A 16381-nucleotide genomic window follows, 5' to 3' on the forward strand; every position below is an offset into this window, starting at 1 on the left:
TCCCATGCACATGGCTTCCGATCCGAAAACGCTGCGCGCACAGGCGGAGTGGGACTGCTGCACGGCTACCGTCGGCAATTTCGACGGCGTTCATCTCGGGCATCAGGAACTGCTTCACCGCACGGTGGAGCACGCCCATGCCGAGGGTATGCCTGCGGTGGCCGTTACGTTCGACCCGCATCCTGCCTCCGTTCTCTGCGCCTGCTCGCCCAAGGTTCTCTGCTCCACGGCCCAGCGTCTGGAATACCTGGAGGCGGAGGGTGTGGATGCCGTACTGCTTCTGCCCTTCAACCGGGAACTGGCGGCACGCAGCGCGGATGACTTCTGCCGTTGTGTGCTTCAGGAAGGACTCGGCGTGCGTGATCTGTTCATAGGGTATGATTTCCGCATGGGGCGGGATCATGCCGGGGCGGATCGGCTGGGAGAACTTTTTGCCCACGTCACTCAGGTGGGGGCGGTGATGAAGGACGGCGCTCCCGTGAGCTCCACGCGTATCCGCAAAGCCCTTGCCGAAGGCAGGCTGGAGGAGGCGAACCGTCTTCTCGGCAGGCCGTTTTCCGTACAGGGAGAAGTGGTACACGGGGAAGGCCGCGGCGGGCCGCTGCTCGGTATTCCCACCGCCAACCTCGACGTCGCCCCTGCTCAGGCCATGACGGCTCCTGCCGTATATGCCACGTCTGCGCGGCTTCTGGACGGCGCGGGCGAATGGCGCATGGCCGTAACCAGCTTCTGCAAGAATCCCACCTTCGACGGCTCCGCGCTCACGCTGGAAACGCACATCATGGATTTTTCGGGAGATATTTACGGCCGCAGACTGGAAGTGCGTTTCCTTGCCCTGCTGCGCAAGGACCGCCGTTTCGACGGGCTGGATGCGCTTATAGCGCAGCTCCATGCCGATATGGACGAAAGGCGGAATCTTCCCCTGTAGTGTCTAAAGCCGGCGCGGCCTGAAAGATGAGCACGGGAAGCCGGAAAACGTGGAAAAATACGGGCTGAACCGTTTTCACGATGCCTTCAAGGGCAGTGGAGCGGCACTCGCTTTTCCTCAGGAAAAAAGGCTTGCCCGCAGGCCGCTCTTCATGTAAAAGACAAGGACGTTCCACGGAAAGGTAGCGAAGAGGCCGTAACGCGCTCGACTCGAAATCGAGTTATCGGTGATGAGCCGGTACGTGGGTTCGAATCCCACCCTTTCCGCCATACTATTATTGCTGTAGGGCTTCGATTGTTGTCAGATGTAATCGAAGCCCTTTTATTTTAGCTAGTTATGTGTATTCATGTATCGCTAGTTGCCTCTGTTTGTGGTTGGTTGTCATTGTCGGGCGGTATGTTTTTCGGTATGACTGAGACACGGAGAGGTATCTTCAGGTCTCTTTGAGTCATACCATTTCGCGAAAAAGACATACCAGAAGAAGGGCAACAGGGTGAAATCATGGCAGAAGCGGCGGAAGGCAAAAACAACAGGCTGAGCGCGTCGGAAGTTGGCAAGGCTCTGCGCTCTGGGGAACCTGTCACGCTCAAAGACGGTGGATCACTCTCTCTTGTCGTAACCGGCAAGAACGCGGGGAAGTGGGTATACATAGGGCGTAAAGCCGGAGACAGGACCAACATCAAGTTGATCTGCGGCTATGCGCCTGAGACAGGGCTTAGGCTCAGGACTCATTACTTGCCAAAAGGATAAGAAGTTCTTATTGTCGGCATAGGGAGGATGCCATGAAGGAACTTTTTTATCTTTCTCATGAACAGATTGCTCGTATCAAACGCTACTTTCCACGTTCCCATGGCATTCCGAGAGTCGATGACAGACGTGTCATCAGCGGCATTATCTATGTCATCAAGCACGGCCTGCAATGGAAAGATGCTCCGCGCGAGTATGGACCATACAAAACTCTCTACAATCGTTTTATCCGCTGGAGCCGATTGGGTGTCTTTAACAGGATTTTTGCGGAGCTTGTTGAGCAAAACGGCTCCACAACACGCTTGATGATTGATGCCACACATCTCAAGGCACACAGGACAGCAGCAAGTTTGCTGAAAAAAGGGGCCTTTCCCGATGTATCGGACGCACAAAAGGCGGCCTGAATTCAAAACTCCACGCTGTCTGCAATGCCTTCGGTCAACCGTTGGCCTTCCATCTGTCCGGCGGTCAGGTGAGCGATTACAAAGGCGCTGCTGTCCTGCTTGATACTCTGCCGCAGGCCGGGGAGCTTCTGGCGGATAGAGGCTATGATGCCGACTGGTTTCGTCATGCCTTGTCCCGTAAAGGAATCACGCCGTGCATTCCTGGCAGACACAGCCGAAAAACTCCGGTGGTCTATGACAAGGAGGTTTATAAGCAGCGGCACAAGATAGAAATCATGTTTGGCCGACTCAAGGATTGGCGCAGAATAGCCATGCGTTATGACCGTTGTGCACACACGTTCTTTTCGGCCATTTGTCTCGCTGCCATTGTCATCTTTTATATTTAATGAGTCCTGAACCTAGCGCGGCAAGGGCAAAGAGGGATGAATACAGGCTGCTTTTGAAGCAGGGGATCAATCCCAACGAACAGAGACGGGAGGAACTGGCGGAGGCGAAGAGGAAGAAGCAGGAAGCCGAGAAAACCTTTTCCGTTGTTGCCGGTGAATATTTCAGGATTCGCAAGGATATGACCGAGAAGACGCGCCAAGGGGATATGGGGCGCGTCGAGAACCATATCAACCCATTTATCAAGAACATCCCTATTGTGGACATACGCCGGAAGGAACATCTCAAGCCGATCATAGACAAGCTGGTGGCGAGAGAAGCCCATACTCAGGCGCGGCGTGTGGCCGGTCTCATAGAAAGGATTTTTTCCTATGCCGTTGACGCCGGATACATACAGGGAACCCCGGCGGATCATCTGACAAGGCTTGTGCCGAGACAGGGGAGAGGAGAGGCGAAGCACCACCCTGCCATTACCGGCAAGGAAGAGGCTGCGGCCATGTTCCGCAAACTGTGGGCTTACATGGAAAGCGGGAGAAGCGGGCCGTCCATTGTGGCCGCCATGCGCCTGTCCTGTTACCTGCCGGTCAGGAACGGGAACATGATCGCGGCGAGGTGGGAAGATATCGACTTGAAGAAAGGCCTCTGGACGTTCTCCCAGACGAAGAACGGGCGAGGCTATACCGTTCCCCTCTCCCGGCAGATGAAAGAGGTGTTCACGGCGCTGGCCATGTTCCGCCGTGGCGCGTGGTGCTTCCCCAGTGGCTCGAACACAGGCCATGTATCCAACGGCGGATTGATAAAAGTTCTTCGGGCGGCAGGCATACCACAAGGGGAACATTGCCTGCATGGATTCCGCTCCACCTTTGAGACTTTAGCCCTTGAAGCAGGGATACCAAAGCTGATCTGTGAGCGTGCTCTATTCCATGTTGCCGGAGATTCTACGGAACAGGCATACAATCGCGCCGAATATATGGAACCGCTGGGGCTGGTGCTCCAGTGGTGGGCGGATACCGTGGACGCGCTGAGAGATGGCGAGGATGTGCCGCCCATGCCGGAAAAGTTGTTGTTGGCGTACAGGTAAAAGGAGGGGGAAAAATGAAACCGACAATTTCAGAACAGGTAGCCTTTTTCGAGGATAAAGGGATCCGCCGTGTTTATGATGAGCAGACGGATACCTGGTATTTTTCCGTTGTGGATATCGTGGGCGCGTTGACGAATAGTCCTGATCCCGGTGCTTACTGGCGCAAGCTGAAACAACGCCTGAAAAAAGAAGGCAGTGAAGCCGTGACAAATTGTCACGGTTTGAAGCTGACCGCGCAGGATGGAAAGAAAAGGCTTTCCGATGTTGCTGCGGCTGACGTGATATTGCGCATTATCCAGTCCGTGCCGAGTCCAAAGGCGGAACCTATAAAGCTGTGGCTGGCTCAGGTGGGCTATGAGCGTATGCAGGAAATGGCCGACCCTGCCATAGCCATTGATCGGGCACGGGCGCTCTATAAGCAGCATGGCCGCTCCGACAAATGGATAGAACAGCGCATGATGGGGCAGGAGGCGCGAAACAAGCTGACGGATTATTGGAGTACTCATGATGTCAAACAGGGGCTGGAATACGCCATTTTGACAAACATCATCCATCAGGAATGGTCCGGCCTCTCCGTAAAGCAGCACAAGGATTTGAAGGGACTCAAGTCTCAGAACCTGCGGGATCATATGAGCACGGACGAGCTTGTCTTTACGGCTCTTGCTGAGGTGACGACAAGACGGGTAGCTGAAAGCGTCAATGCTACCGGCATGAAAGAAAATAAAGAAGCGGCTGTACAGGGCGGTTCCATAGCCAGAAAGGCGCGGGAGGAACTGGAAGCCGTCACAGGGAAAAGCGTAGTGACCGGGGAAAACTTCCTCCCCCATCGTAAGCAGGATGAAGAATAGAGCGGCCTTTGTTCCCGGTATGACTCCGGTAACGCCGGGCCGTATGGGCGTATTTTCGTCTTAGAGGGGCTGCGACATTTGCGACAACTGCGACACTTTTTCAGGATTCACACCTTATCCCTAATATCCCCACAATTGAGAGGAAGGGCGTTGACTGGTGTAACTTTATAGGTTACATTATAAACATGATAAAGACATTCGCGCATAAAGGTCTGGAACTCTTTTTTCAGACGGGGAACACAAAAGGGATACAGGCGAAGCACGCCCGGCGACTGGGGATGATCCTCGACCTGCTCGACAGTGCGGCGGATGCGCAGGATATGAATTTTCCCGGTTCAAGACTGCACCGCCTGAAAGGGGATATGGCCGGGCTGTGGTCTGTCACTGTCTCTGGGAACTGGCGTGTAACATACCGATTTGAGGACGGGGACGCCTATATCGTGGACTATCAGGATTATCACTAGGGGGACATATGGAACGTACAAGAAAGCCGTCCATGCCGGGAGAGGTGCTGAAAGAAATGTATCTTGAACCGCTGGACGTGACGATCACTGGCTTTGCGGAGCGCATAGGGGTATCCCGCAAGACGGTTTCCGCTCTTGTCAACGGGCGTGCGCCCGTAACGGTGGATATGGCCATGCGGTTGTCTGTAGCCTTGAACACCACGCCGGACTTGTGGCTGAACCTGCAGAGGGCCGTCGATCTTTGGAACGCCCGACAGGAAAAGGGAAGCTGGACGCAGATTCAACCTCTTGTCATGCAGACGGCATAGTATCCATTTCCCCGGCTAGGCGTGGCGTCATGAACCACGCCGAAAAGCGGCAACTCCTACCGCCTGCCGGGGTTCCATGAAGGAGCGCACAAGGGAGAGTGTGAGAAGTGGCGATGGAAAGAGAATTAACAGAACAGGAAAAAAAACATATACAACTAATACTAGGTAAATCACAAAACATACTAAAAACGACTGAAAAGGTTGTTGAACTTAGATGGCTTTTGAATAGATGGAAAGGTGCATCTCATGAAGATATTATATATCTGGAATATATAGGTAGAATTAGTGTTTTTAATTTAGATAGGACTTTAATACTTCCAAATGAAGAAAAAGAGAAGTGGTTAATTCCTACACGTTTAGAAATAATTGAAAGTATAGATGGTAATGAAATATTCATATGTCTTACTGGAAATAATGTATATATTTTATTAAAAGAAGTATATGATATAGAAAAAGAATATCCATATTTTCTTTATGAAAGATATTATTATGAACCAAAAAATAATGAAGAAGCAGTTATTGTTGATGTAAATGATGTTGATGAAGATTATACAGTTGATGATAATATGGATACATACCCTAGTTATCTCGATGTGTTAGAAGAAGATAACAAAAAATTAGAAGCCGCGCTTGCCGATTCTGAGGCCGAAAACGACAAGCTCAGGAAAAGAGTCGCGGAGTTGGAAAGCAAGGCAGAGGCGGACGGAGAGACAGAGGAAAACGCACACGGTGAAGAGTTCCCGGCAGAGTATGAAGGCCACGGGCTTTTTACCGTGGTAGCCAAGCTGGTTGATGCACGTGTCCCTGTCGTTGAGATCATGGCCGCGTTGGACGAAGAAAAAGAATTCCTGTCGCAGAGGGAGAACGGTTATTTCTTTCACCCTAACCCTGCCGGAAAGTCTGTCAGTACGTTGAGGAATTACACGAAGAACATGCTGAAAAAGCGGGTAGCCAAGGGTAGCTAATGACCTTTGCTTGGCTAGGTTCAGGACTCATTAAATATAAAAGATGACAATGGCAGCGAGACAAATGGCCGAAAAGAACGTGTGTGCACAACGGTCATAACGCATGGCTATTCTGCGCCAATCCTTGAGTCGGCCAAACATGATTTCTATCTTGTGCCGCTGCTTATAAACCTCCTTGTCATAGACCACCGGAGTTTTTCGGCTGTGTCTGCCAGGAATGCACGGCGTGATTCCTTTACGGGACAAGGCATGACGAAACCAGTCGGCATCATAGCCTCTATCCGCCAGAAGCTCCCCGGCCTGCGGCAGAGTATCAAGCAGGACAGCAGCGCCTTTGTAATCGCTCACCTGACCGCCGGACAGATGGAAGGCCAACGGTTGACCGAAGGCATTGCAGACAGCGTGGAGTTTTGAATTCAGGCCGCCTTTTGTGCGTCCGATACATCGGGAAAGGCCCCTTTTTTCAGCAAACTTGCTGCTGTCCTGTGTGCCTTGAGATGTGTGGCATCAATCATCAAGCGTGTTGTGGAGCCGTTTTGCTCAACAAGCTCCGCAAAAATCCTGTTAAAGACACCCAATCGGCTCCAGCGGATAAAACGATTGTAGAGAGTTTTGTATGGTCCATACTCGCGCGGAGCATCTTTCCATTGCAGGCCGTGCTTGATGACATAGATAATGCCGCTGATGACACGTCTGTCATCGACTCTCGGAATGCCATGGGAACGTGGAAAGTAGCGTTTGATACGAGCAATCTGTTCATGAGAAAGATAAAAAAGTTCCTTCATGGCATCCTCCCTATGCCGACAATAAGAACTTCTTATCCTTTTGGCAAGTAATGAGTCCTGAGCCTAGCCAATGGCTAGTTGGCTACCTTGCGTTGGCTACCCTGCGCCGCGCTAACCTCCTGTACAAACATAGACAACGGAATGTCTGTGAATGTATCAGGAGGTTTTTTTATGACTAATGCTCTTTCCCCCCGTATGCGTGCGCCGGAAGTGTGCGCCATGCTGCTGTGCTCTCGTGACCATCTGTATAAGCTCCATCGTCTGGGCAAGCTCAGGAAGTATCGTGAATCCGTCCGCTTCGTGTACTGGCTGCGTGATGAGGTAGAGGCGTACGCCAAAGGGCAGGCCGTCACTTCTGCCGGTGAGGGGGAGGCGGAATAATGACGCGCATGGTTCCTTATGGTCTTGCATGGTTGACAGGGGAGACCGTTTCCGGCATGGTTCTGTCTGGGCCTAGAAACCCTTCTGAGAAGACCGCCAATGTCTTGAAACTTGGGCATTTTTATTTTTGCGTCCATGCACCTGAAAAGCATGGCGCGTTTACGGCTATTCATGGCCGGGAGTGGGCTAATACAACACCCGAAAAGGGAAATATGCCCGCCGTTCTCAGACGGTTTCTAGCTCCCGGCCTTTTTTGCGTCCTGCAATCGGCCACTATAGAAAATTTCTGAGAGGTCCCCCATGCTTGATTCTACAGTGAATCGTCCCATTCCACTCCGTCCCTCCGATCCCTACTCCTCTGACAATCTCAACCGTCCCGCGCTGACGCTGACGGGTAAAGAACTGCTGCGGCTCGATACTCTGACAGACGCGGCTCAAGGCAGGGTGTTCATGCTGCAAACCTGGTGTTCCAGCTCCGGCTCTCTTGGTGGTGTGCCTGCGTCGGAAGCCCGTGCCGTGGAGGACGTTTTTGAACAGGCGTGGAAGGCACTTGATGAAGTGCGCGCCCTTCTCAAACTGGACGACAAGGAGGGCGGCGACAATGCGTAGTGCTATCCGTTTCCCTCGCCGTGTGCGCCGTGCTGGTACTGTGAGGCAGTCCGCAGAACTTACCAATCCCAAACGTTGGGAAGATATAGGCTTCCCGTTTACTCCGCAGGCCGAAGACGCGCCCGCTGATTGTCCTTTTACGCCGGATGCACCGTACCACCTCGCCGACGGCCTCGACGTGTACCGGAAAGAATTGGCTCGCTTCCGTGACGATATGCTGACCCGTGCCCGTGAGCTGGACGCTATGCGCCGTGCCGCTGTGGGGCGTTCCTGCTTCGACCTTGTGGACACTGTGCCCGGCGGCGGTATGGCCCTTCACACCGTGGCGGAAAAGCTGATGTATGGGGCCGACCTGGCCTTGCCTCTCCGGCGTGTGTTCGATGAAGCGGAAACGAATCTGCTCCCCCTGTTGGCTGTTGCCCGCGTGCTGGACTCTCAGGAACAGAAGGAGGGCGGCGACAATGCGTAGTGCCAACCTCTCCCTTGTTACCGGTTGTCCCCGTTCCCTTCGTTCCACCAGCAAGGCCGCTGTGCGCCTCTCAGAGGACAGATTGATCAAGGTTGCGGCTGTGCTTGTGGGGGTGACGTTCCTCTTTACCGTGGCCGTTCTGGCCTTCTGTGACCGGCAGGACGAAAGGCTTGCTTCTGCCGGAATCAACATCGAAGAGCTGGCCGGGAGGTGCGCTGATGGACGTTGAACGCCTCGCCGTGCATGAAAACGTGACGGCCATGACCTACGCTGTTAGCACGCTGCGCAAGGCGGCGGCTCATACGGATGATGATTTTGATAAGGCCATGCTGAACCGTGGTGCAGATATTTGTCTGTTCCTGCTTGAAGACATTTCTAAAGAAGTGAAGGCCGGTTATGCCTCAAAATGAATATACGATGACCGAACTTGTGGAGCGTGCCCGCCGTGCTCTCTCCGATGCCGGGCTTGTGGTGGAAGATGGAGCTATCGACCTCTCCGGGGAACTGGCCATGTGCGGGACGGTGAAGAAGCCGAACGGCACCGATGGACGGTACGCCGTGCACTTGGATTTTCCCCCCAACGTGTGGCTCTGCAATTATCATGAAGGAGACAAGGGGCGGACGGTTCACCTATATGACCGTGGCACGCTGAACGCCATGACAGAGGCCGAACGGGAGGAAATGCGGGAGAAGATCCGGCGAGAGAAAGAGGCCGCACAGGCGAGGCGGGAGGAAGAGCGCAGGGCCGCCGCTGAGAAGGCGAACGCGCTTTTCCAGACTCTTCCCCCTGCCGGAGAGGATAACGCCTATCTGAGGCGCAAGGGCGTGCTTCCTATGGGCGATATGAGACAGGACAAAGACGGGCGGCTGGTGCTTCCGGTGAGGAACGCGGAAGGCCGGATTGTCTCCCTGCAATACATCGACGGCACGAAGACAGAGGCCAACAAGCGTTTCCTCAAGGGCGGTGAAAAGAAAGGCTGCTTCTTTCCTGTTCCGGCAAAGGACAGAGGGCAGGACGGGCCGCTGCTTATTGGTGAGGGCGTGGCAACGGTTGTCTCTGCCTGCATGGCGACGGGGTACGGCGGGCTTACTGCGTTCGATGCCGGGAACCTTGAGGCCGTGGCCAAGATGGCGCGGGAGAAGTACCCGGACAGGGAGATAGTTCTGCTGGCCGACAACGATGTCCACGAGGACGGAAGCCGGAATACCGGTGTAGAGGCGGCGACGGCGGCGGCGCAGGCCGTGGGCGGGAAGCTGGCCGTGTGTCCGGCAATCAGGGGACACAAGGCGGACTTCAACGACCTCTTCACGGATTCGGAAGACGGGCCGGACAAGGTGCGTGTGGCTATCGAGAAGGCACGAGAAGGGAAAGCTCTTGAAGAAAAAGCGAGGGCTTCCCTGCCTGCCGGTTACTGGTACGACAAGAAGACGGGCGCATTGATGTACGACAAGAAGGACTCCAAGGGGGAGATTGTCGGCTCTTTCAAGGTGTGCGCTCATGTTGAGGTGATAGGCCGTACCTATGGGGCCGGAAAATGGGGGGTGCTCATGGAGTGGAAGGACAGGCGCGGGGACTTGCGCCGCCTCTCCATCCCGGCGCGTCTCTTCCAGCAACAGGGCACGGCGTGGGCGGAAATGTTGGCTGATGAAGGGCTGGACATTGAGGCCGGGCAACAGACGGCGTTCAAGCGCTTCATCCTCGGCTTGAAGGATGATTGCACTATCATAAGAAATGTGGATCGTGTGGGCTGGTTTGATACCTGCTTCGTTCTGCCGGATGAGACCATAGGAACCGGCAAGGAAGAGGTTGTTTTGCAGGTCATGGGCGAGGGTATCCGCGATCTGTACCAGATGGGCGGCACGCTGGAAGGCTGGCAGGATATGGCCCGTCTGTGCGCCGGTAATTCCCGTTTCGAGTTCGCGCTTGCTCTGGGCTTTGCCGCGCCTCTGCTGGCCTTTGCCAATATGGACGGCTCCATATTCAACCTTGAAGGCGGAAGCAGTACCGGCAAGACGACGGCCTTGAAGATTGCCGCGTCCACGTGGGGCAGTCCTTCCCATCATGTGCGGGCGTGGCGAGTGACGGACAACGGTCTTGAATCGGTGTGCCCTCTCCACAACGACAATCTGCTTATTCTTGACGAGCTGGGACAGGTCGGCGGGCGTGCCCTCTCCGAAGTGGCCTATATGTTTGCTAACGGCACCGGCAAAACAAGGGCGGCACGGAATGGCGGCATACGGGCGGCGGCCTCGTGGCGTGGTGTGCTTCTTTCGTCCGGGGAACTGGGATTGACCGCCAAACTGAACGAGGACGGCATACAGGCGCGGGCCGGGCAGGAAGTGCGGTTTATCGGTGTGTCCATGAGTCGGGAACACCTCAAGGAACTGTACGGACGAGAACCGGGGCAACTCATGCACGAGCTTTCTTCCCTGCCGTTCAAACACTACGGACACGCAGGACGGGAATTTCTGCGCCGTCTGACTCCACGACTGGACGAATTGGCCGCCGGGCTGGGTGAGGCTCTGGACGCACTTGAAAGCGAATGGTGCCCGGCAGAGGCAGATACGCAGGTTCACCGCGTGGCGCGTCGGTTCGCGCTGGTGTGCGCGGGCGGCGGTATGGCGCAAAGCCTTGAAGTTCTGCCGAAAGAATTGAACATCATCGAGGCCGTGAAATCCTGCTTTGATGACTGGCTTGCCGAGAGAGGCAGCACCGGAGCGGCGGAAGACGCGGCTATCCTCTCCGACGTGCGACGCTTCATAGAGCAGTACGGAGCAAGCCGCTTTCAGGACGTGGACAGGCCGGACGCCGTGTGCGTCAATCGCGTGGGGTTCCGGCGGAAAGTGGGGGATTCGTCCGAGTACTTCATATTGCCGGAAATGTTCAAGGCGGAAGTCGTGAGGGGGTACGCGCAGAAGCGGGCGGCCGAAGTTTTGAGGCGTGCCGGATGGCTGAGAACCGAAGACGGAAAGAACTCTATCAGGGAATACCTCCCCGGCATGGGAAGGACGCGCTGCTATGCCGTGACCGTCCCGGAAGAACAGGAAAGGCGAAACAACTAGAAAAAGTGAGGTGTCCCGGTGTCCCACGTGTCCCCGTAGCTCAATTGAGCACATGAACCGGCAATAATGGGACACCTTCCTCACTTTTTGAAGTTGATTTAAGTGTCTTCTAGAAAATGATATATATAATATATAATTATTTCAATATGTTATCTAACGCCACAAATGGAAGGCCAAAAGCCTACATCTGAAAATTAAACCGACTATGTAAAAATGAGGTGTCCCACGTGTCCCGGTGTCCCATTACTGGAATTTCAAATAGTTAGGATAAAAATCATGGGACACCTACGGAAAAATCAAGGTGTCCCACGTGTCCCGTAAATATGTCGGAGCGGGCGAGTTATGGGACACCTGGGACACCTTCAAAAATGGCAAGGTGTCCCATAAAAATGGCTGAAAACCGTTGTGCCGCAACGATGGGACACCTGGGACACCTGGGACACCGCAAAAATACATAGTCGGATGTATTTTGAAGAGGAACAGCCCATGAACAAGTTGTTTGGTTGGATGAAGCAAAAGGAACAGGGAGAGGCCCCGGAACGGCCTGCGGAGTGCGAGAGAGACCCGAAACCTGCAAAGGATGAGCTTCCTACCTTGCCGGAAGAAAGGCCCCTTGCGGAGCCTGTAGCTATCCAAGTGGAAGGGTCGGAAAAAGAACCCCTCTCCTTGGAAGAAATGACCACGGAAGAGATCATTGCCGCCGTCCACGAGGCTTTCCCGGACGGGCCGCCGACGATCTATCCGACGATGCCCAACTGGCGGAAGTTCTGCGACGCTTTCCCGCACTGTGTCCGGGATGATCGGAAGGTGTGCGGATTCTATCAGCCGGACAAGGCGTGTCACTGTGAGCTGTTCGACAAGGCTTTTCCGGGCGTCGGATGGTGGGACTTGGGCAAGGATGGGGAAGCCCCTGCAACGTCACAGTGCGGGCGTAGAGGCACGGAAGAGGAGCCGCGCTACTACATTTCCATGCCGGAAGAAAAAGAGCCTGTAGGGGCCGCTGGTGAGGCCGTTGTCATGGGATGGGGAACGGAGTCGGGCGAGGCGTCGGAAGTCGGCGCAAGGGCGCGGGCGCAGTTCCAGTCTCCCCCGGTGGATCGGAGAGGCTTTCCCGACTTCCCCACGTTCTGCGATGGGTACGGGAAGGGCTGCGGCAAGTGTCGGTTCTTCCACGATGGGCGCGGGCCGTTCTGTCTTGTGTGGGCGGCGGCGTGGCCGGACTTCCAGAGGGTGATTCCGGCAAGGTGTGGCTATCCCATCATGCCGGATGAAAAGGACGCTCAGGCGGGCCGTGAGAGGCTGAAAGCGGACGTGGCGGAAGTGAGGGCGCGTCTCAAGCGGCCACCTCTGGAGTTCCCCGACGGGCCGGACTGGTTCGCGTTCTGCGGGGGATACCCGGAAGGCTGCGACAACTGCCGATACTATGCCAGGGACAAGGCGTGCTGGTGCCGTCTCTGGGAGGCGTGCTTTCCGGGTGCGGTGCACTGGTACGACTGGCCGGAGTGAGGGGGCGGGCTGAAAATTCAGCATCTACCATTCTTATATTTCAATGAGTTATATAGGAACTTCCACACATGGGAAAGCAGAAGATAGCGGAACTGGCGGACGGTGAATATCGGCTGGGGCGTCCGTACTGGGCTATGCCCTCCGATCTCATCCTATGCCGGATATTCTCAAGCTGTGAGGTGGTACGGCGGAACCTGCTCAAAGTTGACCGGCAGGCGAAAGAACAGGGGCTTTCTCCCTTTGCTCATGCATTCATTGAGTTCACCGTCAACAAGAACGTGATTTGCTCTCTCGACATTGCCGGGCTGACTGGCCGCCGCCATGACTCTGTGCTGCGCTTTATGGACAGGCGGAAGGCAAAGCGCCCGGGGTTCTTTGTCTGGCCGGGGAGATACGTCGCTCCTACAGGACTGCGCTCCCGGATGTATGTCATGGATATCCCGGCGGCGTTTGAAGCTCTCAGAGCAATGAAAGGCGAGGACTCACGGGCGGCCTTGGCTGAGTTGCAGAACGCTTTGCGGACGGCGGCGGTGTACTGGCCGAACCCTCCCCGGGCACTCGGAATCCGGGAGATAGAATACCGGCGCTTCCAGTGGCCGAAATGGGTCGGGGATTATCTGGACTCCCTAGAATCCAAAGTTGGGTGCTGAAAAAGCCTTGTAGCGCAACGGGTTGAAGGCATACTCCCACACATTGAAAGACGGATTGAGATATGAAGATCATCATAGATACACGGAAAAGGCGGCGTTCGACTTCCTGAGCCAGAACGGGGACATAGAGACGGAGCGCGGGACGCTTGCCCTTGGAGACTATTCCCTTGCCGGGCTGACTGATCGGGTGGCCGTAGAGCGCAAGAGCCTCGCCGATCTGGTTATGTGTCTGGGGACTGAGCGGGAGAGGTTCCAGAGGGAGCTTATGCGGGCGGCGGCCATGGAAGCCTTTTGTGTCGTAGTAGAAGCAACATGGCAGGACTTGGCGGCCGGGCGGTATCGTTCAAAGCTCTCTCCGGCGTCGGGCATGGCGTCGGTTTTGGCCTTCATGGCAAGGCATCGTGTGCCCTTCCTTTTTGCCGGAAACAGGGAGAACGCCGAGGCGGTCACGGCCGGTTTTCTCCGGCAATACCTGAGAGGCAAGGAACATGAATTGAAGGCCGTACAGGAGGCCGTGGGCCTGTAAAAGCTGGCCGGAACTGGTGGAAATTTACCGGGAGTATAAAAAGGGCCTTTCCGTGGAAACTGGGGGCGGTTCTGCGTGGCTCCGTTATGTATGCCCTGCGGATATGAAGTACAATCGGGGGCATGAAGAAATAGTGCTTGTTCTGTGGGGCTGAAATAACTTTCGGGCTGGCAAGTCGGAAGTTTTGTTGTGATCGCTGCCGTCGAAAGTATCAGGATCGGCGCAGGCTGGAAGAGCGGAGAGAGAAGAGAGTCATTCCGCTTGACCCGTGGTCACGGTGCGACGTGGACGACTGGACGGCGGAAGAGATACTTGCCAATGCGCTGCTTGATCCTCTCCCCGCTGGGCTGGGATGGGATGACTCATCAATAAAACTCAAGTTTGGAAATCGAACCTCTTCCGGCCGGGACGGGCCGGGATGGGATGACGCGGGGAACCATGAGGAAACCATGAGGTCGGACAAGGACAACGAGATTACAACGAGGTTGGCAAGGCGGAAGGCACGCAGGGAAAGCCGCAGGGAGAGGCGGAGGGCTACAAGGTTACTGCAAGGTTTGGGACGGTAAGGTTACGGTAAGGCCGGGGCAGAAATCACACTAAGGTTACCATAAGGTTTTGGGAGCGGTAAGGTAGCAGGCTGGTGGCAGGTGGCAACCGCAAAAAAAAAGCCGATAAGTTGACGGCTGGTTGACGGCGTAAACCACAAAAAAAGAGAGGGGCCAGGTGGAACGTCAACGGCAAGTCAACGGTGTTGACCTCAAAAAAGGAACCGGCAAGGGGTAGCTTGGTAGGTACTCGACTCAAAGTTGAGCGCAGTGGAAAGCGTAGCAAATGTCGCAAAAGTCGCAGTTGTCGCAGGGATGCCAGAACAGAAACAGGGCTAGCAATCGGCCTGCTATCCTTCCTCACCTGCCGGTACTCAGTCCAAACTTGGGGGCAGTGAACCGGCTCATATCTGAGCGCGTTACCTCGCCGCAAAGGGGAATTCTGCGTATTGTGCGTATTCTGCGGGTAGTGTGTGAATTCTGAAAAAGGCAATTCTGGGGATATTGGGGATATTGGGTATAAGGTATCAATCCTGAAAAATGATCGGCCTCACCTGCCGGAACTCGCCACAAGGCCGGAGAGGCGCGGAACGGGGACGGCATAGTCAACCAGCAGGCCGGGCGGTAAACGTGTCCCTCCGTGGCGCGTAGTGGCTTGACGGGGTATGCCCGGCATGAGAGATTGGACGCGGGGACAACGGGCGATTCATGGGGAGCGCCTCCAAGGTTGCGGGCCGTCTGGGTAACACCGGGCGGCCTTCTTCTTTGCCGGGACTCTTGACGTGGGGCCTGCACCGAGGGAGAGTGAAGCCGTGGTTGTCGTATTCCATGGCAAGGCGTGAACTGCTGGCACACCTCGGCAAGGGGCCGTCCGGGTAACCGGGCGGCCTTTTTTGTGCCCTCTCCCCATGCCGGAGAAAATTAAGCCATATCCGGGTAATACTTGTTCCGTAAGGTTGGCTTGAAGTCTCAACCTGCAACCTGAGAGGATATCCATGACCCGAAAGTTCCTCCCCTTGATGATGGCTTTATTTCTACTCGCGTCCGTCGTCGTTCTCGGTGAAGGTTTCGCCTCTTCTTTCCCTTCTTTTGGCGCGTCGATTGACGCGGGAATCGCGTATGCGGATGATGATGGCGACGACTGGGATGACGATGATGACGATGACGATGATCGGGACGATGACGACGATGACGATGACGATGATCGGCGACGTGGAAGACGGCGTTATTGAGATGTGAATGTACAGGCGGGGGCTTCAAATGGGAGTGACCTCGCCTAGTGGATCGTCGTCTGAAAATGGTATGATTTTTGGTATGGTTTTTGTGAACTGAAAACTATTGAATTGTGTAATATCAATATGTTATAAGCGTAGTTTGGTGGCCACCCTTTCCGCCACGAAGAAACCAAACATCCCCGCAGTCGTTTGCCGGCTGCGGGGATGTTTGGTTTCTTCGTCATCATGCGGTGCAGGGCGCGGTAGCAGGTGGCGGGCCTGTTCTCCCGCAGAAATGGCCGGAGTCTTTTGCTGCCCGGGCGGAAAGGGCGTTTTGAAAGGAAACGCTGAGAGTGTGAGTGCGAATACCTTTCGTCGGACGAGAGGAGAGGACGGAGAAAGTCCGGTGAAAGAGGGCGCTTCGTTGTGAAGCTGTCGGACGTTCGCCGTCTGTTCATCCGGTCTTCTGTTGAGATTCCGTGACTGGGGCAGAAGGCAGACGTG

19 protein-coding genes and 1 tRNA gene are annotated in these 16381 nt (G+C 55.1%); 19 read left to right on the forward strand and 1 reads right to left on the reverse strand.

What is annotated here, in order from left to right; translation table 11 throughout:
- The first annotated feature begins 4 nt into the window (after positions 1-4).
- From ribF to CZ345_RS04060, 8 genes are all read left to right on the forward strand, one after another.
- On the forward strand, positions 5-928 hold the full coding sequence (gene ribF, locus CZ345_RS04015) for a riboflavin biosynthesis protein RibF (RefSeq protein ID WP_077071917.1): 924 nt from the start codon (positions 5-7) through the stop codon (positions 926-928).
- Positions 929-1103: 175 nt separating this feature from the next.
- Positions 1104-1197: transfer RNA gene (locus tag CZ345_RS04020), tRNA-Ser, on the forward strand.
- A gap of 513 nt (positions 1198-1710) precedes the next feature.
- Positions 1711-2465, forward strand: a protein-coding gene (locus CZ345_RS16125) for an IS5 family transposase (RefSeq protein WP_239446597.1) whose coding sequence is annotated in 2 segments (ribosomal slippage) — positions 1711-2044 and positions 2044-2465 — 756 coding nt in all. Because the reading frame shifts where the segments join, the coding sequence is not laid out codon by codon here.
- Positions 2465-3544 carry a tyrosine-type recombinase/integrase gene (locus CZ345_RS04040; protein WP_083717119.1) on the forward strand — a complete coding sequence of 360 codons (1080 nt, stop codon included), beginning with the start codon at positions 2465-2467 and terminating at the stop codon, positions 3542-3544. Before CZ345_RS16125 ends, CZ345_RS04040 begins: the two co-directional genes overlap by 1 nt.
- A gap of 14 nt (positions 3545-3558) precedes the next feature.
- Complete coding sequence (locus tag CZ345_RS04045) at positions 3559-4392, forward strand: BRO family protein (RefSeq protein ID WP_077071920.1); 834 nt, start codon at positions 3559-3561, stop codon at positions 4390-4392.
- Positions 4393-4577: 185 nt separating this feature from the next.
- On the forward strand, positions 4578-4856 hold the full coding sequence (locus CZ345_RS04050; RefSeq protein ID WP_077071921.1) for a type II toxin-antitoxin system RelE/ParE family toxin: 279 nt from the start codon (positions 4578-4580) through the stop codon (positions 4854-4856).
- Between the two features lie 8 nt (positions 4857-4864).
- Complete coding sequence (locus CZ345_RS04055) at positions 4865-5164, forward strand: HigA family addiction module antitoxin (RefSeq protein WP_077071922.1); 300 nt, start codon at positions 4865-4867, stop codon at positions 5162-5164.
- Positions 5165-5277: 113 nt separating this feature from the next.
- Positions 5278-6129, forward strand: a complete 852-nt coding sequence (locus CZ345_RS04060; protein ID WP_077071923.1) for a hypothetical protein — start codon at positions 5278-5280, stop codon at positions 6127-6129.
- A 30-nt stretch (positions 6130-6159) separates the two neighbouring features.
- Here CZ345_RS04060 and CZ345_RS16130 read toward each other — a convergent pair.
- A protein-coding gene (locus CZ345_RS16130) for an IS5 family transposase (RefSeq protein WP_239446597.1) occupies positions 6160-6914 on the reverse strand; the annotation gives its coding sequence in 2 pieces (ribosomal slippage) (positions 6160-6581 and positions 6581-6914; 756 coding nt in all).
- 171 nt (positions 6915-7085) lie between these two features.
- Between CZ345_RS16130 and CZ345_RS04075 the strand changes: the two genes are divergently transcribed.
- From CZ345_RS04075 to CZ345_RS04115, 11 genes are all read left to right on the forward strand, one after another.
- Positions 7086-7295 (forward strand): helix-turn-helix transcriptional regulator, encoded by a 210-nt coding sequence (locus CZ345_RS04075; RefSeq protein ID WP_077071924.1) that lies wholly within the window; start codon positions 7086-7088, stop codon positions 7293-7295.
- On the forward strand, positions 7295-7585 hold the full coding sequence (locus CZ345_RS16495; protein ID WP_144277237.1) for a hypothetical protein: 291 nt from the start codon (positions 7295-7297) through the stop codon (positions 7583-7585). Before CZ345_RS04075 ends, CZ345_RS16495 begins: the two co-directional genes overlap by 1 nt.
- A 10-nt stretch (positions 7586-7595) precedes the next feature.
- Positions 7596-7904: a hypothetical protein gene (locus CZ345_RS16500; protein ID WP_144277238.1), complete on the forward strand. Its 309-nt coding sequence runs from the start codon at positions 7596-7598 to the stop codon at positions 7902-7904.
- Positions 7897-8373 (forward strand): hypothetical protein, encoded by a 477-nt coding sequence (locus CZ345_RS16505; RefSeq protein WP_144277239.1) that lies wholly within the window; start codon positions 7897-7899, stop codon positions 8371-8373. Before CZ345_RS16500 ends, CZ345_RS16505 begins: the two co-directional genes overlap by 8 nt.
- The gene (locus tag CZ345_RS04085) at positions 8366-8602 is read left to right on the forward strand and encodes a hypothetical protein (protein WP_077071926.1); all 237 of its coding nucleotides are present in this window, start codon (positions 8366-8368) and stop codon (positions 8600-8602) included. The genes CZ345_RS16505 and CZ345_RS04085 overlap by 8 nt, the downstream gene beginning before the upstream one ends.
- A complete protein-coding gene (locus CZ345_RS04090) occupies positions 8592-8783 on the forward strand; it encodes a hypothetical protein (protein WP_077071927.1) in 192 nt (63 codons plus the stop codon). The genes CZ345_RS04085 and CZ345_RS04090 overlap by 11 nt, the downstream gene beginning before the upstream one ends.
- Before the next feature lie 7 nt (positions 8784-8790).
- Positions 8791-11436, forward strand: coding sequence for a TOPRIM and DUF927 domain-containing protein (locus tag CZ345_RS04095; protein ID WP_077071928.1), 2646 nt, complete (start codon positions 8791-8793; stop codon positions 11434-11436).
- Positions 11437-11922: 486 nt separating this feature from the next.
- The gene (locus tag CZ345_RS04100) at positions 11923-12942 is read left to right on the forward strand and encodes a hypothetical protein (protein WP_077071929.1); all 1020 of its coding nucleotides are present in this window, start codon (positions 11923-11925) and stop codon (positions 12940-12942) included.
- Between the two features lie 68 nt (positions 12943-13010).
- Complete coding sequence (locus CZ345_RS04105; RefSeq protein ID WP_077071930.1) at positions 13011-13592, forward strand: hypothetical protein; 582 nt, start codon at positions 13011-13013, stop codon at positions 13590-13592.
- Between the two features lie 55 nt (positions 13593-13647).
- Positions 13648-14118, forward strand: a complete 471-nt coding sequence (locus CZ345_RS04110; protein ID WP_239446607.1) for an ERCC4 domain-containing protein — start codon at positions 13648-13650, stop codon at positions 14116-14118.
- 1540 nt (positions 14119-15658) lie between these two features.
- Positions 15659-15895, forward strand: a complete 237-nt coding sequence (locus tag CZ345_RS04115) for a hypothetical protein (RefSeq protein WP_077071931.1) — start codon at positions 15659-15661, stop codon at positions 15893-15895.
- Positions 15896-16381: the final 486 nt, after the last annotated feature.

The sequence above is a fragment of the Mailhella massiliensis genome (assembly GCF_900155525.1).
GTDB classification, from domain to species: Bacteria; Desulfobacterota; Desulfovibrionia; order Desulfovibrionales; family Desulfovibrionaceae; genus Mailhella; species Mailhella massiliensis.